Raw genomic sequence first — 16,473 nt, forward strand, 5'->3', positions numbered from 1 at the left:
TCACTTACATCGTTATTATACACTCACAGTTTCCATCTTCCGCTTCTCCATTTGCTCAGTATACGGTTTTCGTTTCATAATTCGGGCGAGAATTTCTTCGACATAAATGGAAAAGTCGAGTTGCGTACGGTGCCTTGGTCTTGGTAAATTAATTTTCTGATCTAAGCTAATAATCCCATCTTCTATTAGTAGCACACGATCTGCAATCGCTACTGCTTCCTCAACATCATGTGTCACTAATACTGCTGTAAAGCCTCTGTCCTTCCATAACACTTCAATCAAATCCTGCATTTCAATCCGAGTCAAAGCATCCAAAGCTCCTAGCGGCTCATCTAGCAGTAGCAATTCAGGGTCATGAACTAAAGCTCGAGCAAGGGCAACACGTTGTTTTTGTCCGCCTGATAATTGCCTTGGCCAGTCATAAAGCCGGTCCCCTAACCCAACATGTTGGAGTGCTTCGATCGCTTTTTCCTTTTCTTCTTTTGGAAGTGCGATCCGAATATTGTCGATCACACGTTTCCAAGGGAGTAAACGTCCATCCTGAAACATAATTCTAGAATATTTATTTAAGCCAGTTAGCGTGGCACCATTCATCTTAATAATTCCTTCACACGTTTTCTCCAATCCTGCAATTAATCTGAGTAACGTACTTTTTCCACATCCACTCTTTCCGACAACAGCGATAAATTCTCCCCTATCGATTTGCAGATTAATTTCTTTTAACACTGATCGCTCAGAAAAACTTTTACTTACCCCTTCAAGTGATACATGTATTTTTTCTTTCATTCGTTTTTCTAATTGTTCCATTTGAGTAATCTCTCCTCAAAATATTTCGCAATGATATCAGATAACTTTCCAAATAAAGCATATAGAACAATACTTAAAACTATTACGTCCATCTGCATAAATTCCCTTGCATTCATCGCCATATATCCAATTCCTGCATGTGTTGAAATTGTTTCTGCTACAATAAGTGTTAGCCACATGACACCTAATGAAAAACGAATGCCTACTAATATCGATGACATTGCCCCAGGGAGTATCACGATAAAAAATAACGCTTTTCCTTTTAAACCATACGCTCTTCCCATCTCAATTAAATCCTTATCAACCGACTTAATTCCGTGATACGTATTTATATATATCGGGAATAAAACACCTAATGCAACTAGAAATATTTTTGACGTTTCATCAATACCAAACCATAAAATGACTAGTGGTATTAAAGCTAAATGTGGAATATTCCTTAACATCTGAATAGACGTATCAAAAAGTAATTCCGAGTACTTCGATATTCCATTAAATAATCCCAAGAAGAATCCAATGCTTCCCCCAATTAAAAAACCAGTTAATGCTCTTCCTAAACTAACCAATATATGTTCATACAATTCACCTGTTGACAAAAGGGTAATTGCTGCTTGCAATACTTCAAGAGGCGCTGGCAATATTCTTTGTGGAATAATACCGACCCAGGATAAGTATTGCCAACATACTAATAACAACATCGGCACAAGCCATGGTATAAGTTGTTTGTTTGACCCTTTTATACTGGGTAGCATTTTTTATCCCTCCTTTTACTTCATTACATCATTTACATCAATTTTTGTTGGGATAATCTCTAATTCGTAAAATAAATCCGCTATATTTTGTTGTTCCTGAATTATCTCTTCATTGATCTCATCAACCCCATAATGGCGTCTTTCGACTGCAAGCCTAATAGAATCTTCTTCAATATTTAATAATGGAGCAAGCATGGCAACTAATTCGTCATGATTCTCGTTTGCCCAATCGGAGGACTTTGCCACTTCCTCCACGATAATTTTTCCGATTTCTTCATGATTTTTCGCAAAATCTTCTGTTGCAATAAAGAAATCTCTATCTGTCGTTAACCCCTCTCCATCAGTTAGTAATACACCATCTGAATGAAGTTCTGTTGATGCTGTAAATGGATCCCAAACAACCATGGCATCTACATTTCCTTGTTCAAAAGCTACCCGTGCATCCCCAGGTGGTAAAAAAGCTGGTGTAATATCCGAATAACTAATTCCCGCTTCTTCCAACGCCTTTACTATTAAATAATGTGAACTGGAACCTTTAGCAAAACTAATTTTCTTATTTTTTAAATCTTCAAGCGATTTAATATCTGAATCCTTTGGCACTAATATTCCACTACCTTCATATTTAGGTTTTCCTGCCGCTAGTGTTTTAAATGGTGTATTTGCAGCTTGAGCAAAAATTACTGGGGTATTTCCAGTTCTACCAACATCGATACTTCCTGCATTTAATGCTTCAACTAAAGCTGGCCCGGCTTGAAATTCATGCCATTCAACTTTATACCCTAGCGGTTCAAGCGTTTCCTCAAGTGTACCTAGGCCTTTCAAAATAACAAACGGGCAATTTTTTTGATACCCAATTCGGACAATTTTTTCTTCCGCTGTATTTGCTGAAGATTCTTCATGATCATTGCCACACGCTGATAAAGCTACCAATAACAACAGGAAAAAACTTGCTAACAACAGTAAACTTTTTCTCATATTCCCTAGCCCATCCTTTACCAGTTTTTAAAGAGGTTACTGATTTTAGCCTATGTATGAATAATTCGTAGGTTCCTGTCCTCAGTAAAATTTTCGGATAATAAGTTAATCATATTTTTTTAATTTATAGGGAAACTAAACTGAGTATTAATTGAACAGGAGGGATTTTAGCTCTATGTTAAATAAAAGTCAACAAGTAGAACCTTTTCATTCCGGAGAAATTTTTCATCTTTGGTCTTTTTTATTAAGTACCAAAGAATACTTAGTCACACTGCAAGTATTAAATAATCATGCTGGAGATCAAGATTTAAAAGACTTTTTGGATGATATTTATGAAAATGGCTATACACCAGAGGAAGAACAAGTTGAAAACATTTTAAAAAATGCCGGGATTCGCTTGCCTCCTGCACCACCAGATCGTCCTAATGTTGAAGTAGAAGATATCCCTGCAGGAGCACGATTTAATGATCCAGAAATCGCCAATTTAATACAGAGAGAATTAATGGTGAGTAAAATGATTTGCAGCTATATCATGGGAATCTGTGTACAAGAAGATATCAAAAGCCTATTCGGTGAATTTCATACACTAAAAGAAGAATACGATCTAAAATTAGCAAAACTAAGTAAAGAAAAAGGATGGACAATTTCTCCACCTATCAACATAAAATAAATTTCAGGAGTGTAAGCAGTTGGCAGCAAAAAAGAACACGATGACCATTATGGCCATTGGATCGATACCACTCATTATGACGTTAGGAAATTCCATGCTTATTCCAATCTTTCCAGAAATGAAATCAGCTTTGAAGCTTTCTCAAATGCAAGTGAGTTTAACAATTACCGTATTTTCAATTGCAGCAGCAATTTTTATCCCTATATTAGGATATTTATCAGATCGATTTTCAAGGAAAATTATTATTGTTCCTTCATTAATTTTATTCGGATTAGGGGGATTATTGGCCGGTTTTGGCGCCGCATTTTTTTCACATGCGTATGTTTGGATATTAATTGGAAGGACGTTGCAAGGTATTGGAGCTGCAGGTACTGCCCCGATAGCAATGGCTTTAACAGGAGATCTTTTTAAAGGAAGTGAACGAAGCCGAGTGTTAGGACTTATAGAAGCATCCAATGGACTAGGAAAGGTCTTATCTCCTATCCTCGGTTCTCTATTAGGACTCATCATTTGGTATTCGGTATTTTTTGCTTTTCCAGCAATTTGTCTAGTTTCGATTTTATTAGCTTGGATTTTTATTAAAGAAAAAAGTTTCAAACAAGCCCCTCCTCCTTTTAGAAAGTACCTTTTAGGGCTTTTAAGTGTATTCAAACTCGAAGGAAGGTGGTTATTAGTCACGTACTTAGCTGGTGGAACTTGTCTATTTACACTCTTTGGTATTCTTTTTTATTTATCAGATATTTTGGAGGAAAAACACGATATTGACGGGGTCATTAAAGGACTTATTTTAGCAATTCCACTTCTTTTTATGGTGACAACATCGTATATTACCGGGACTAAAATTGGAAACGATATGGAAAAGATGAAAAAACTTATGTTAATCGGATTTTCGTTCATGACAATTTCCTATGGCTTCCTTGCTTTGTTTGAAAAATTAGTTCCATTTTTAGCGATTCTTGCTTTAAGTAGTGTTGGTGCGGGGCTTATTTTGCCTTGTGTGAATAGTCTAATTACAGGATCTGTCGGTAAAGAAAGGCGGGGTTTTGTAACCTCTTTATATGGGTCTGTACGTTTTATTGGTGTAGCAATTGGACCACCTATTTTTGCTCGTTTAATGGACTGGTCTAGAACGGGAATGTTTTTATCCATTGCTATTTTAGCATTTATTGTGGGACTCCTTGTTTTATTACTCATTCGAGTGAAAGGTAAAGATGGAAAGGAAAATAAAAATACGAAATTCCGTTATAAATATATATAATCAATCAACAGTATATGTTTGATACGGTTCATAGTTACAGATAAAATCTACAATTCTTGTGGAAATCCATTGACTTATAAAAGCAAGGATAATAATATGCCAACCAATTGCGGCGGCTGTGATAACAAAAATAGAGCAGTTAAAGAAGAACAGTGGTTTTCCTGGTAAAATATTTGCCTTATGTGCTATCATATACGCCATCACACCCATGCCACCATTTGATACACCTTGACGCATGAGTATCCCTACACCTATGCCAAGGAAAACAGATCCAAATAACAGATCGACAAACAAAACCCGATCCGCTACATAGAAAAATGTTTCCACAATGTCTATCGTGAGGGAAGCAACTGTCATTCCGACCATTGTCCATACAGCAAACCGCTTTCCTAAATAATTAATCCCTAGTAAAAGTAATAAACAGTTTACAATCCAAAGAGAAGGACCCATGGGGATATTAAAGTAGTAATTCATTAATATTGCCAGGCCACCTGCACCACCGGACGGTATGGATTGAGGAAATAAAAATAATCCCATCCCAATTCCTTGAAAAATACCACCAAGTATTACTAGTGTCCATTTTTGCATGAATTCTTTCAAAGATAGGCCCTCCTCTTTGGGGTATTTCGATTAGGATTATAGGTTTGTACACCTTGCAACATACTTATTCGAAGTTACTAAAAATCATTACAATTGTTTTTAATCGTACAGTTCATCCGCATGTTTAAAACGAATTTTTTCTGATTTAACTGTCTGATTATTTCTAACTTCCTCCATCTGCTTTTCGACCGTAGATTGCTCGTTTTCCAGTTTTTCCGCTTCTTGTTTTACATCATTATTTTTCTCCATCAAGGCACCTCCAATTTTATATAGATTTATTTTGCCCAAAATACGATGACAAAACGCATATAAAGAATTTTTTATTAATAAAGTTAAGTTAGGGAGGGAGAAAGCATTGTTTACATTTATTGTATTTATTTTTGTGTTGCTTGTAATCGCTGCGGTAGGTGGAGTGGCTTGGTTCATCTATATGAAACTCAGATATAAGACTGTGCCTTCCAACATGGCGCTTATTATTACTGGACCTAAGCTTGGCGATCCGAAAAAAGAATCGAATATATTTCAAGATGAACAAGGCCGCTCGATGAAAGTGATTCGTGGAGGCGGGCACCGTCTGCGAATGTTTCAGACTCATACACCGGTATCACTAACATCCTTTCAGCTACAACTAAAAACGCCAAAAGTATATACGCTTCAAGGGGTAGGAATTTTTGGTGAAGCAGTTGCAACAGTAAAAGTTGCTGACACATTGGAAGGCATCGTCAAATACGCCGAACAATTTTTAGGAAAAAAACAAAAAGATATTGAGTTTGAAGTTTCAGAAGTACTCGGTTCTAATTTACGAGCAATTTTATCGAAAATGACCGTAGAACAAATTAATAGCGACAGAGAAAGTTTTAATGAACAGGTTCGCGAAGTTGCTCAAAGTCAGCTAGATAATATGGGATTTAAAATTACCTCACTGGGACTGACGAATATTAAAGATGACGAGGGCTATTTAGAAAATCTCGGTCGTCCTAAAATTTCAGAGATTAAAAAAGAAGCAGAAATCGCCGAGAGTACAAATAATAGGCAAACGAAAGTACATGTTGCGCAAATGAATGAGGAAGTCGCAAAAGAACAATATGCTAGAGAAATAAACATTGCAGAAGCAAGAAAAGAAAAAGAAATTAAAGATGCACAAATTTTAGCAGTAACAGAAAGAGAAAAAGCAAAATCAGAAGCCGCTTATCTGTTAGAACAGGAAGAAAGAAATCTTGAAATTGAGAAACAACGACTTATGATCGTCCGCCAAGATCGTGAAGAAAATCTGAAAATTAAACAATTAGAAGAAGAAAGGCAAGTGAAGCTTGAACAAGAAAAAGTGAAAGTACGACGAGAAAAAGCCGATGCCGCATATTATGAGCAATTAAAAGCAGCGGAAGCGGAAGCAGAGTCGAGACTGGAAGCAGGAAAAGCTGATGCCGAAGTCATTCGTTTAAAAAGCGCGGCAGAAATTGAAGCGATAGAAAAACGTGCAGAGGCACTTAATAAACATAAAGAAGTCATGCTAACCGAAATGATTATAAAAATGCTCCCTGAATATGCATCCGCCGTTGCAGATCCATTAAGTAAAGTGGAATCAATCCGGATATTAGATGGCGGAAAAGGTGATCAAGTAAGCGGTCTACCCAAGACGGTGACCAGTACGTTAGCAAATTTACAAGAAAGTGTTACGCAAATGACTGGTTTGGATTTGGATGAGATATTGAAGAAGGTTTCTACTTTAAGCAAAGAGGAAGTAGTTCAAGAAAAGCAGTCAGATGATGAAGTATAAGAAAATTTCCCGTGGTTGTTTTGCGGTTCCCGTGGTTATTTCATGTTTCCCGTGGTTAAATCGAATTCTACGTGGTTATTTTACAATCTAGCTGGTTAACGCGGTCGGGCGTGGTTATTTCGCGATTCCCGTGGTTAAATCGAAATCTGCGTGGTTATTTTGAGAACTAGCTGGATAACGCGGTCGGGCGTAATTTAGTCATTAATATGTTTCAATGCGGCATTTTCAAAACGAGTGAGTAATTCGCTCGTTTTAATCTTTCCTTTTAGTTAAATGCGTAAGCGTATACGTCAAAATCTCATAATCTTATGGTAAGATGATAATGAGTGATTTTTCTTAATGATAAACTGAAGGGATAATTTATGAAAACTTTTACAACATGGGGATTGCGGTTATCAATTGCAACTTATGCAATTCTTTATTTTTTTACCGCTTTTTTTGAGATTGCTATTCTTCTAGATATTTTATCAATCGTCGGGATAAGTATGTTTATTTTTTCCTTGCTCTACATATCTATTGCAAAGTTTAAATTACCAATCTTTATTCTAGTAGCTGGAATAATTGTTTTATTTTATTCAGGTTATTCTGTAGTGGATGGTCTTTTCAGCGGAATGTTGTTAATGAGTGATATGATTGGCTTATTAGTAGTCGTTCCATTAATAAGCTGGGTACTTCGAGAAGAACCATACATTGAAGATATTATGAGTGTATTTTATAAATTTCTTAATACGAGCAAAAAATTTTACTTTAGTTTAACTGCTTTTACTCAAATTATTGCCTATTTTTTACTCTTTGGCTCAATACCGATGATGTATCAATTTGTTAACGTTATATTAGAAGAACAAAAGACAGAGATGTGGGAAAATTTTAAAGGGACTGCCCTACTCCGTGGTTTCGCATTATCGACATTGTGGGTCGTGAGTATTCCTAGTTTTATATTTGCTGTTGAAACATTAGGTGCATCTCTTTGGATTGCTATTTTACAAGGACTTAGTATTGCGGTAATTGGAACAATTTTGGCCGTAATTTTTGCCTCTTTTAAAGAAAGAAAATACGATTTTAATGTCACAGAAGTTCTTCAAGCAAATATGAAACAAGTACTTAAAAATGCATCTCATGAACATGTTAGAAAAAAGAAGGTTATTGAATTTGTTTTTCTTTTTATATCGTTATTTGGGACGATATTTTTAATCCACGGACTTTTCCATATCAAATTACTGCTCATTATCCCAATTGTAATTATTTTATGGATCATTGCATTCTATTTTATTAAAAAACGAGCTTATAAACTATTTGGTGTTGCAAAAGATTACTTCCAAAAAGGTATGCTTAATCAAGCATATCAATTAAATGTTATGCTTACTGTCGGAGTGTTGATATTCGGGCTTAGACAAACAGAGTTTGCAAGTACTGTTGTGAGTGGGCTTAATGTTATGCAAGAGTATTTTCCAATTATTAATCCGCTCTTTTTATTACCGTTTATCGTCATTATTTTAGGTTTTTTCGGTTTAGGTCCTTTAACGGTAATGGTTCTTGTTGCCGGAATTTTAAGCGGTATGAATTTACCATATCCACCTGAACTAATTGTGCTTGCCGTTACATCTGGAAGTGTAATTTCAATTCTTATTTCACCTGTAATCATGCCTGTAATTGTGCTCAGTGCCTCTAATGGTTTGAGCTTATTTACAAACGGATTAAAATTCAATTGGAAGTACGCTCTTGTATTTTATATTATTGTGCAATCGTATATTCAGGTGATGGTTCATATATAGTAAATGGAGGTAAGCTCGCTAGCTCACCTCCATTTTTTATTCGTACTCTTTTTCAAGTTTTTTCGTACTTCTTATCGTGTCGATTGGACGAACTAATTGCTCAATTTTATCCCGTTCCGGTTCCAAAAATGGTGGGAGCGATAACTTTTCGCCGAGTGTTTCATACGGTTCATCCCCCATAAATCCTGGACCATCTGTGGCAAATTCAAATAATATTTGTGGGGCTACATTGACATATAAAGATCCGAAAAAGAAACGATCTACAAATCCAGATGTTTGAAATCCAAATTTTCGTATATGTGTATCCCATTCTGCTAGTTCTTCCCGATTATCTACACGGAATGCTGCATGGTGAACAGTGCCGTACCCTTGACGTGCTGGAGGCATTGTTACATTGTGTTCCACAATGACTTGCGCTCCATTTCCACCCTCTCCTACTTCAAATAGATGAAAATCTCCTTCTTTGGCAATTTCATTAAAAGAAAAAACTTTTTCCAGCATTTCTTTAAAATAGTCGAACTGTGCAATACGAACAAAAATTGGGCCGAGTCCTGTTATTGCATATTCTAGAGGTATTGGACCATCTTGCCACGGTGTTCCCGATGCCACACCTTCATTATTTTCATCCGAGATTAGTTGATATTTCTGATCATCAAAATCGTTGAATGCAATTATCTTTTTACCGAACTGCTCTTCAATTCCCGTGTGCTCAACTTTTAGACGCTCAAATCGTTTTATCCAATATTCTAATGCGGCATCGCTCGGTACACGAAAGGACGTTTTCGCAATTTCATTCGTACCGTGAACACCTTTTGGAATTCCTGGAAAATCAAAAAATGTCATGTCTGTCCCTGGACTGCCTGTATCATCGGCAAAAAATAAATGATATGTCTGAATATCGTCCTGGTTTACTGTCTTTTTAACGAGACGCATGCCTAATGTATACGTAAAAAACTCGTAATTTTTCTCTGCACTACTAGTTATTGCTGTTACATGGTGGATCCCTTTTAAGTTCATTTTTTCCTCCTGCATTATTCTATTGGTGTTAATTTTGCTTCAATATCTTGACGTTTTTCTTCTAAAAATGGTGGCAAAGTTAATGATTCTCCTAAATTCTCAAGTTCCTCATCAATATACAGTCCTGGACCATCTGTCGCTAATTCGAATTTTATTCCGTTCGAGTCTCTAAAATACAGACTATGAAAATAATGACGATCAATGATGTCTGTAGCAGGATATCCGCGTTCTTTTATTTTCTTTTCCCATTTTTTCATTTCTTGTACATCTTTTACCCGAATTGCTAGATGATCAATACTCCCTTTTCCTGGTTTTTCCGTCTCTCCATCTTTCTCTTGTATAATAATCTCACTGTAAAGAGCTCCCAGTACTGATTGATATCTAGCTTCTTGCTCTTTATTTCCTACCTTTTCATAACCGAATAAGTTTTCGAGCATGTTGATTAATTTCTGTGGGCGCCTAGCCGTCATCTCTACTGGCCCCATCCCTAAAATTTGATATTTCTTAGGAACAGAAGAATTTTTCCACGTTTTCCAAAAGGAAGGAAGTTTCTCTCCAGATCCGTCCATTAGTAGAAGTTCTAGCCCGTCTGGATCTTGAAATGGCAATGCTTTCCTCCCGCTGTAATTGATGAATTTGTTGTGCGGAATTTTCAACTGTTCAAAACGATTTTTCCAATAAGTTAGCGCATCGTCATTTTTTACTAATAACCCTATTCTAGTGATCGCATTTGTTCCTCGGTATGTCGATCCTACAAATGGCATTTCAAAAAATGTAAGACTCGTACCCGGGCTCCCTGTTTCATCTCCATAAAAAAGATGATACATCGATGGAGTTTCTTGGTTGACTGTTTTTTTAACAAGCCGTAAGCCTAATTGATCGCGGTAAAAATGGACATTTTGCTGTGCATTTTTGGTAATCATCGAAATATGATGATGTCCAGCAATTGTAAGCATTTTTATGCCTCCAGTTAATTATTGTATATTCTTATCTCTAGTATCCATCAAATTATCTCGAATTAAAAGTAATTTGTTTTATCCTTTATTATTTCATCATCACACAGACATTATCGAAAACGCCTATCGCCCCCGACGAGCCGGGGCGGAGGCACGCCCCGGGCTAACAACAAACTTTGAGATGTAAGTCACTATTGTTGAGTAAGTTTGATTATTGGCTTAATTTCATGAGGTAAAGCCAACTGTTAGAGGATTCAATCGCTAAGGATGTTGCTGGGGGTGTGATTGAGGATGATTTGCAACTACCTAAAAAGACATGAAAATATTTCACCGTTCCACACGATCATGTATTTACCCAATGCATTTACCTACTTTTTCATTATTACGGATATTTGATTTTGCTATAAAGGAAGTTGTATAGTACGTATTAAGTAATCTTTTTCATTTATTGCTATTGCGCCTGAGAAAGGATTAAATGATATGTCTAAAAAAGTAAATAGTGCAAATTTAATTAATAAGTTTAAGACAAGTTTTAAATGTCCTCTTTGTGATCAATCTATTAAAGTGGTAAACCTGTCAAGTGTAGTCTGTACAAATAATCATACTTTTGACATTGCCAAGCAAGGATATATTAATTTTATGACCCGTTCTGTCAATAGTAATTACGGTAAAGATTTGTTTGAAACTAGATATAAACTCATTACGGAAAGTAAGCTATACTCCACTTTGCATGAGGCAGTGACACAAATTATTAAAGAACATGGTATTTTAGCCAACCCGTTTATGATTGCGGATCTCGGGTGTGGGGAGGGATCGCATCTACATTCAATTATAGATCAAATTGAAAATAATATTATTACAGGAGTGGGGCTTGACCTTTCTAAAGAAGGCATTTTAATGGCTGCCAAAAATTACTCTGATTTTATTTGGTTTGTTGGCGATTTAGCAAGAACACCTTTTACAAATACATCATTTCACGTCATTCTTAATATTTTATCCCCCGCTAATTATGCTGAGTTTAAAAGAATTTTAGTTCAGGATGGACTCGTTATTAAAGCAGTCCCCCGCCCTAGTTATCTTAAAGAACTGAGAGAAGCACTTTTTATTGATAAGAAAAATATCGACTACCAAAATGACCATACTGTGTCTCTTTTTGAAAAAAACTTTCAACTTCTAGATATTCAACAAATAACCAATACACAGATTTTAACCAGGACAGATCGTGAGAATTTGGTAAAAATGACTCCTCTTACCTGGTCAGCTAATCGCTCGCGGATTAACTCATTTATTGAACAAGATTCCGCCAAAATTACATTAGATTTGGATATATTAATCGGGTTGAACAAATAAGAAAATTCCCCGCGTGACCTCTAAGTGAAACTCCTTCGCTGAATTACGCAAGAACATCTTGCGTGACTCTAACAAGCAGGAACTCCATCATAGAGGAACGCGAGAACATCTTGCGTGACCCTTACAAGCAAAAAAACCTTTGCAAGGGTACGCATGATTCACGCAAGCTACCACAATATACAAAGTCCATCTGCTGAGCGGCTGGGCTCTCAATTACATACTTCTACATCAACAATACTTGATAACGAAACATGGAACCCATCTTCATTTTTTAACACAATATACCCTCTCCATTGATCGATTTTATCTAACTTTCCACGCAAGGTTAAAAAGTCACCATTATGATAATATGTCATTTCAATTACCACTTGATGTTCCAATGCAAACTTTAATGTTTGATCAATCTCCATCATTTTTTGTTCATCAAGAATTGGTTTTTCTTTATATTCAACAAAAACATCCTTTAACATCTCAACATGTTCGGGTAGCATTAGAGATACCCATTTCATCGTTCCACGGTCATGTACTTTCATCATGCATATGCCTCCAACTTCTGCCAGCTCTGTTCTACCGCCAAAATATTTTCCGTTTTAAACGTTCGTAACCGATTTCGCATATAACAAAAAGCAGTAATATGATCATCCGTATAAGAAATAATTTGGATGGTGCGCTTTGAAATAGATCCTGACTTGGATAAATAAATAATATTTACCTTTCTTCCAGTTTCCACAGCCTTTTTTATACAGCACATCATTCTTCTTACCTCCTGAACATTTGTTCTTATCTTAACACAATTTCCAGCACTTTACAAGAACAAATATTCCTGTTTCTGTTGTTTTTTATTTATTTTTTACATAAAATAAATCATACGTTCTTATTATTGGAGGTAAGACAATGGATTATTCACTTTATCCTAAAAATGATGTTCTTTGTATTGATATGCGTTCTTTTTACGCGAGTGTGGAAGCTGTTAAACGAGGACTGGATCCAATGAAAACGTTATTGGCAGTCGTTGGAGATATATCGCGTCCGGGAAGTATTGTTCTCGCTGCTTCACCCGCGTTAAAAGAAAAACACGGTATTAGCAACGTAAGTCGTTTTTTCGAGTTACCGAACGATCCAGCAATTCATCTTGTCCAAGCAAATATGGCCGATTATTTGCACGTGTCCCTTCAAATTACTAAATTACTGAATTCTTTTGCTCCAAAAGAAGCGATTCATCAATATTCTGTAGATGAAGTTTGGATTACTGTGAACGGCTTAGAGAAATTGTTCGGAAATCGTCGGGAGATTGCTGTTCAAATTCGAGATGCAATATTATCTGACTTTGGAATTACAAGCGCAATTGGGATTGGTGATAATAAATTTTTAGCTAAAGTTGTAATGGATTTACATGCTAAAAAAATGGAAAGTGGAATTGCGGAATGCACCTATGAAGATGTTCCGGATAAGCTATGGCCTTTTCCAGTAGAAAAAATATGGGGAATTGGAAGTCGGATGAAGCGAAATTTACACCGTTTAGGTATTACAACACTTGGTCAAATTGCACAATTTCCTCTCTCTCACTTAAAAAAACATTTCGGAGTTATGGGGGAGCAACTTTATTGGCATGCTTGGGGAATTGATTTAAGTCCTGTTTTTGGGGATTTTACAAAAACTACTCAAGAAAGTTTTGGACATGGTATTTCCTTATTACGGGATTATACAAGGAAGGAAGCACTCACTTGTATTCTCGACCTTTGCGAAGAAGCATGCCGAAGAGCTCGTACTGCAAAAAAAGCAGGAAGAACCATTCATTTGGGAATCGGTTATTCAAGCGAAACAGGCGGGGGATTCAGCCGCTCTTTTTCCATGGATACTCCAACAAATATTACGATGGAAATGCATCAAGTATGCGTCCAACTTTTCAATAAATATTATGACGGGTACAGTAAGATTAGACGGGTCTATGTCACATTAACTAATTTATCGGATGATCAAGATACACAGCTTGATTTATTCGATGAGCGACCGAAGCAAAAGGATATCGGATATGTAATGGATACAATTAGAGACCGTTTTGGAGCAACTGCTATTTTACGTGCCTCGAGCTATACCGATGCCGGAATTACACTTGACCGCAGTAAGAAAATTGGTGGACATTGGGCTTGATAATGTCCCATTTTATTAAAAGTTTATTAGAAAACTTGGCTTATCGCCAAGCCTTGGTTTCACTTACGACGCACAGGATGTGCTAGTACAGGGTTGCAACAAATCTTTACGGTGGGACGAACGAAAGTCCAGTCCCAGGACGTCGCGCTTTTAGCCAGTGAGCAGTAGGAAAGTTTTATATTTTCTGCTAAAAAACCTTCTGTATAACAGAAGCAATTGTTTCAAGATTTCCACACGACAAACTGAATACATTTTTTTCAAGTATAACAAATAACTATATTTGAACAGTGACTTTTTTCCCAACTTTATTATTTTATTTATATACTAAAAATGGGAATATACGCTCGTTTTATGTTATAATGAAACTAACAGTAGATTGGCTTCTCATGAGGGAATTGCACACTGTTTCCTTTAGGGATACTCCCCAAAGGAGGGGGTGATGCTTATGGATATGGAGAGTGTATTAACACTAATGATTTCGTTCGGAATGTTAGTTGCTTTCATCATGTCCAGCAAAAATGAAAAATAATCCCTCATGTGGTCTAGCCCGCCAGTGAAGGATTATTTCTTTTACTGTGCCTTCCCCTCTTGTTGGGGTTGGTCTATTGTTACCGTTCCATGTTTGCCGCATGGGACGGTTTTCATATTGTATGATTTTCTATTTTTATTATACCACGAATAAACCGTTTTTACACGGTTTTTACTGCTTTCTAATGATGATTTAATAATTAATAATCACTAAACGGTTCTTTAAATTTGACTTGAGCGATTTCATCACCATTATAACTAGGTCCTCACCATCACGACCGAATATAGCATAGCGTAAAATTTACGCAATTGTTCTTGGCGTTATTCATCCGTTTCAGTCGAAACTTACCAGCTTACGCCAAATTCCATGGTAATTGAGGATGTTGCTCTCGTAAATCCTGTGATATACGTTTAGTTGGCTTCCCCAACAATTTCTAGATTACGAATTACTGCATTTTGTATTAATTTTGAACTAAAAAATCACTTTTGCCATTTGGGATGTATGATTCAATATTTTCTATACATCCCAAAATATGATGCAAATAAACATTGTCATTCTTCATAATTGGATTGCTTCCCTTAGCACATCTTCCTTCATACTCCAATGAATAGCATTTTCTGTTACAACATCGACTTTAACGTTTAGTAAGTTCTCAACCTCTTGTTTAAAGCGTATCAAATCAAACAAACTTCTTCCCTTTTCAAAATCAACAAGTAAATCAAGGTCACTCATAGACCCATCTTCTAGCCTTGCTACAGAACCAAAAACCTGTACATTTTTAATACCGTGTTCATCCGCTAATCTCAAAATCAGATTACGTTTTTCCTGAAGAACATCATATAACACAGCACATCCCTCATAATCTTCGTTCATATTAAACATATTATATCATGTTTTTACATGTTACTTTGTATTCATTCCCATCATAACACTGTACAATTATCGCGCCCGATTCTGGAATGCTAAATCTTTGTTCTTCAGGAACGGTAAGTACAAACCCAAATTCAAAAATACGATAAAGCCAAACACCAAAATGTAAAATAATAGCTTCAAATTAACCCCACCCTAAAAGTATTGGCAACACCAGTACTCTACAAAATGCCCCGTTTACTGCAATTCCATACGCACCATTGTTAAATTAAGCTATCCGTTTACCTCGAAGTATTACAGTCATTATAATTCCTATGATTAGTTCAATAACAGCCAATCCTAATACAAATAATCCGATTGATGGAAGCGATAAAACACCTAAAACAATATGAAATACTGTTGCAATATACAAGCCTAATGGTTTTTTTAAAAAGATACTCAAAATAGCATAAAGTAATACTGCCACCATAAGACCCACTGCAACCCAAGAAATCCAAGATGACATTTTAATTCCCTCCACTTTGTATGCAACAAAATGGATCGTTTATTGAATAAAGAATCTTTTGAATTAATCTTTTAATCCATTTTAACATTCTATACTTAATCTTGGAAATGCTTCTTAAAAGATTTTACTATCTTTGTAGAAAAAATATTTAAAAGCTTAAACCCAAACCGGGACGTAGTACATCAATCATCTTCAGATACTAAACCATCATATTCGGGGGCATCGGAAGGGGGTTGAATTTCAGTCATCAATAAAGCAACATGTCCTTCTTCATCTGTAATGGTGAACAACAACGACTGCCCTTCTTTCAATCCTGCTTCTCCTGCTGCTATGTATGGGAAGTTAGAAAAGTCCCCACTAAAATCTCCGTTCTCATCAACTTCTAATTCCATTGTATCTCCGATGAATGCGTCTATTTCTGAAACTTGCACATCAACTTCTGGTAATGTTTTTCCATAATAGGTTGATGTATTCTCGTAAAATT

General features: G+C 36.2%; 18 protein-coding genes. 6 read left to right on the plus strand and 12 right to left on the minus strand.

Going from position 1 to position 16,473, the window contains the following annotated elements; all coding sequences use genetic code 11:
- Positions 1-15 precede the first annotated feature (15 nt).
- From ACPYKA_RS10130 to ACPYKA_RS10140, 3 genes are read right to left on the minus strand one after another with little or no spacing between them, the layout of a single operon-like run.
- A complete protein-coding gene (locus ACPYKA_RS10130) occupies positions 16-807 on the minus strand; it encodes an ATP-binding cassette domain-containing protein (RefSeq protein ID WP_479542180.1) in 792 nt (263 codons plus the stop codon).
- Positions 795-1,559, minus strand: a complete 765-nt coding sequence (ssuC, locus tag ACPYKA_RS10135; protein ID WP_336261435.1) for an aliphatic sulfonate ABC transporter permease SsuC — start codon at positions 1,557-1,559, stop codon at positions 795-797. Before ssuC ends, ACPYKA_RS10130 begins: the two co-directional genes overlap by 13 nt.
- 15 nt (positions 1,560-1,574) lie before the next feature.
- The gene (locus ACPYKA_RS10140) at positions 1,575-2,534 is read right to left on the minus strand and encodes a sulfonate ABC transporter substrate-binding protein (protein ID WP_479542181.1); all 960 of its coding nucleotides are present in this window, start codon (positions 2,532-2,534) and stop codon (positions 1,575-1,577) included.
- A gap of 175 nt (positions 2,535-2,709) precedes the next feature.
- Here ACPYKA_RS10140 and ACPYKA_RS10145 point away from each other — a divergent pair, with 175 nt between their 5' ends.
- A complete protein-coding gene (locus ACPYKA_RS10145) occupies positions 2,710-3,204 on the plus strand; it encodes a DUF3231 family protein (protein ID WP_479542182.1) in 495 nt (164 codons plus the stop codon).
- Between the two features lie 40 nt (positions 3,205-3,244).
- Positions 3,245-4,462 carry an MFS transporter gene (locus tag ACPYKA_RS10150; protein WP_479542196.1) on the plus strand — a complete coding sequence of 406 codons (1,218 nt, stop codon included), beginning with the start codon at positions 3,245-3,247 and terminating at the stop codon, positions 4,460-4,462.
- Here ACPYKA_RS10150 and ACPYKA_RS10155 read toward each other — a convergent pair whose 3' ends face one another.
- Positions 4,463-5,062, minus strand: a complete 600-nt coding sequence (locus ACPYKA_RS10155) for a YitT family protein (RefSeq protein WP_479542183.1) — start codon at positions 5,060-5,062, stop codon at positions 4,463-4,465.
- Positions 5,063-5,161: 99 nt separating this feature from the next.
- Positions 5,162-5,311 (minus strand): hypothetical protein, encoded by a 150-nt coding sequence (locus tag ACPYKA_RS10160; protein ID WP_479542184.1) that lies wholly within the window; start codon positions 5,309-5,311, stop codon positions 5,162-5,164.
- A gap of 106 nt (positions 5,312-5,417) precedes the next feature.
- Between ACPYKA_RS10160 and ACPYKA_RS10165 the strand changes: the two genes are divergently transcribed.
- Complete coding sequence (locus ACPYKA_RS10165) at positions 5,418-6,839, plus strand: flotillin family protein (RefSeq protein WP_479542185.1); 1,422 nt, start codon at positions 5,418-5,420, stop codon at positions 6,837-6,839.
- A 362-nt stretch (positions 6,840-7,201) separates the two neighbouring features.
- The gene (locus tag ACPYKA_RS10170; RefSeq protein ID WP_479542186.1) at positions 7,202-8,611 is read left to right on the plus strand and encodes a hypothetical protein; all 1,410 of its coding nucleotides are present in this window, start codon (positions 7,202-7,204) and stop codon (positions 8,609-8,611) included.
- 36 nt (positions 8,612-8,647) lie between these two features.
- Here the strand turns inward: ACPYKA_RS10170 and ACPYKA_RS10175 are convergent, their stop codons facing one another.
- Both ACPYKA_RS10175 and ACPYKA_RS10180 read right to left on the minus strand, forming a co-directional pair.
- The gene (locus tag ACPYKA_RS10175) at positions 8,648-9,628 is read right to left on the minus strand and encodes a ring-cleaving dioxygenase (protein ID WP_479542187.1); all 981 of its coding nucleotides are present in this window, start codon (positions 9,626-9,628) and stop codon (positions 8,648-8,650) included.
- A 14-nt stretch (positions 9,629-9,642) separates the two neighbouring features.
- Complete coding sequence (locus ACPYKA_RS10180) at positions 9,643-10,584, minus strand: ring-cleaving dioxygenase (protein WP_479542188.1); 942 nt, start codon at positions 10,582-10,584, stop codon at positions 9,643-9,645.
- Between the two features lie 480 nt (positions 10,585-11,064).
- Between ACPYKA_RS10180 and ACPYKA_RS10185 the strand changes: the two genes are divergently transcribed.
- On the plus strand, positions 11,065-11,934 hold the full coding sequence (locus ACPYKA_RS10185; protein ID WP_479542189.1) for a putative RNA methyltransferase: 870 nt from the start codon (positions 11,065-11,067) through the stop codon (positions 11,932-11,934).
- 209 nt (positions 11,935-12,143) lie between these two features.
- Here ACPYKA_RS10185 and ACPYKA_RS10190 read toward each other — a convergent pair whose 3' ends face one another.
- Both ACPYKA_RS10190 and ACPYKA_RS10195 read right to left on the minus strand, forming a co-directional pair.
- The gene (locus ACPYKA_RS10190) at positions 12,144-12,470 is read right to left on the minus strand and encodes a YolD-like family protein (RefSeq protein ID WP_479542190.1); all 327 of its coding nucleotides are present in this window, start codon (positions 12,468-12,470) and stop codon (positions 12,144-12,146) included.
- Positions 12,467-12,688: a WYL domain-containing protein gene (locus ACPYKA_RS10195; RefSeq protein ID WP_479542191.1), complete on the minus strand. Its 222-nt coding sequence runs from the start codon at positions 12,686-12,688 to the stop codon at positions 12,467-12,469. Before ACPYKA_RS10195 ends, ACPYKA_RS10190 begins: the two co-directional genes overlap by 4 nt.
- Positions 12,689-12,828: 140 nt before the next feature.
- On the opposite strand from ACPYKA_RS10195, the gene ACPYKA_RS10200 reads away from it, so the two are divergent.
- Positions 12,829-14,085: a DNA polymerase IV gene (locus ACPYKA_RS10200; RefSeq protein ID WP_479542192.1), complete on the plus strand. Its 1,257-nt coding sequence runs from the start codon at positions 12,829-12,831 to the stop codon at positions 14,083-14,085.
- 1,087 nt (positions 14,086-15,172) lie between these two features.
- Here the strand turns inward: ACPYKA_RS10200 and ACPYKA_RS10205 are convergent.
- The 3 genes from ACPYKA_RS10205 to ACPYKA_RS10215 all read right to left on the minus strand — a co-directional run.
- Complete coding sequence (locus ACPYKA_RS10205) at positions 15,173-15,460, minus strand: nucleotidyltransferase family protein (protein ID WP_479542193.1); 288 nt, start codon at positions 15,458-15,460, stop codon at positions 15,173-15,175.
- Positions 15,461-15,752: 292 nt separating this feature from the next.
- A complete protein-coding gene (locus tag ACPYKA_RS10210) occupies positions 15,753-15,989 on the minus strand; it encodes a hypothetical protein (protein WP_479542194.1) in 237 nt (78 codons plus the stop codon).
- A gap of 182 nt (positions 15,990-16,171) precedes the next feature.
- On the minus strand, positions 16,172-16,473 hold a 302-nt coding region (locus ACPYKA_RS10215), incomplete at its 5' end, for a hypothetical protein (protein WP_479542195.1).

The organism is Pseudogracilibacillus amylolyticus (SeqCode) (assembly GCF_051918545.1).
GTDB lineage: Bacteria > Bacillota > Bacilli > Bacillales > Amphibacillaceae > Pseudogracilibacillus.

Bases quoted from the DNA above. Each gene is read 5' to 3' on its own strand.
- ACPYKA_RS10130 (WP_479542180.1), bottom strand. From the start codon at position 807: ATGGAACAATTAGAAAAACGAATGAAAGAAAAAATACATGTATCACTT.
- ssuC (WP_336261435.1), bottom strand. From the start codon at position 1,559: ATGCTACCCAGTATAAAAGGGTCAAACAAACAACTTATACCATGGCTT.
- ACPYKA_RS10140 (WP_479542181.1), bottom strand. From the start codon at position 2,534: ATGAGAAAAAGTTTACTGTTGTTAGCAAGTTTTTTCCTGTTGTTATTG.
- ACPYKA_RS10145 (WP_479542182.1), top strand. From the start codon at position 2,710: ATGTTAAATAAAAGTCAACAAGTAGAACCTTTTCATTCCGGAGAAATT.
- ACPYKA_RS10150 (WP_479542196.1), top strand. From the start codon at position 3,245: ATGACCATTATGGCCATTGGATCGATACCACTCATTATGACGTTAGGA.
- ACPYKA_RS10160 (WP_479542184.1), bottom strand. From the start codon at position 5,311: ATGGAGAAAAATAATGATGTAAAACAAGAAGCGGAAAAACTGGAAAAC.
- ACPYKA_RS10170 (WP_479542186.1), top strand. From the start codon at position 7,202: ATGAAAACTTTTACAACATGGGGATTGCGGTTATCAATTGCAACTTAT.
- ACPYKA_RS10175 (WP_479542187.1), bottom strand. From the start codon at position 9,628: ATGAACTTAAAAGGGATCCACCATGTAACAGCAATAACTAGTAGTGCA.
- ACPYKA_RS10180 (WP_479542188.1), bottom strand. From the start codon at position 10,584: ATGCTTACAATTGCTGGACATCATCATATTTCGATGATTACCAAAAAT.
- ACPYKA_RS10185 (WP_479542189.1), top strand. From the start codon at position 11,065: ATGTCTAAAAAAGTAAATAGTGCAAATTTAATTAATAAGTTTAAGACA.
- ACPYKA_RS10190 (WP_479542190.1), bottom strand. From the start codon at position 12,470: ATGATGAAAGTACATGACCGTGGAACGATGAAATGGGTATCTCTAATG.
- ACPYKA_RS10195 (WP_479542191.1), bottom strand. From the start codon at position 12,688: ATGATGTGCTGTATAAAAAAGGCTGTGGAAACTGGAAGAAAGGTAAAT.
- ACPYKA_RS10200 (WP_479542192.1), top strand. From the start codon at position 12,829: ATGGATTATTCACTTTATCCTAAAAATGATGTTCTTTGTATTGATATG.
- ACPYKA_RS10210 (WP_479542194.1), bottom strand. From the start codon at position 15,989: ATGTCATCTTGGATTTCTTGGGTTGCAGTGGGTCTTATGGTGGCAGTA.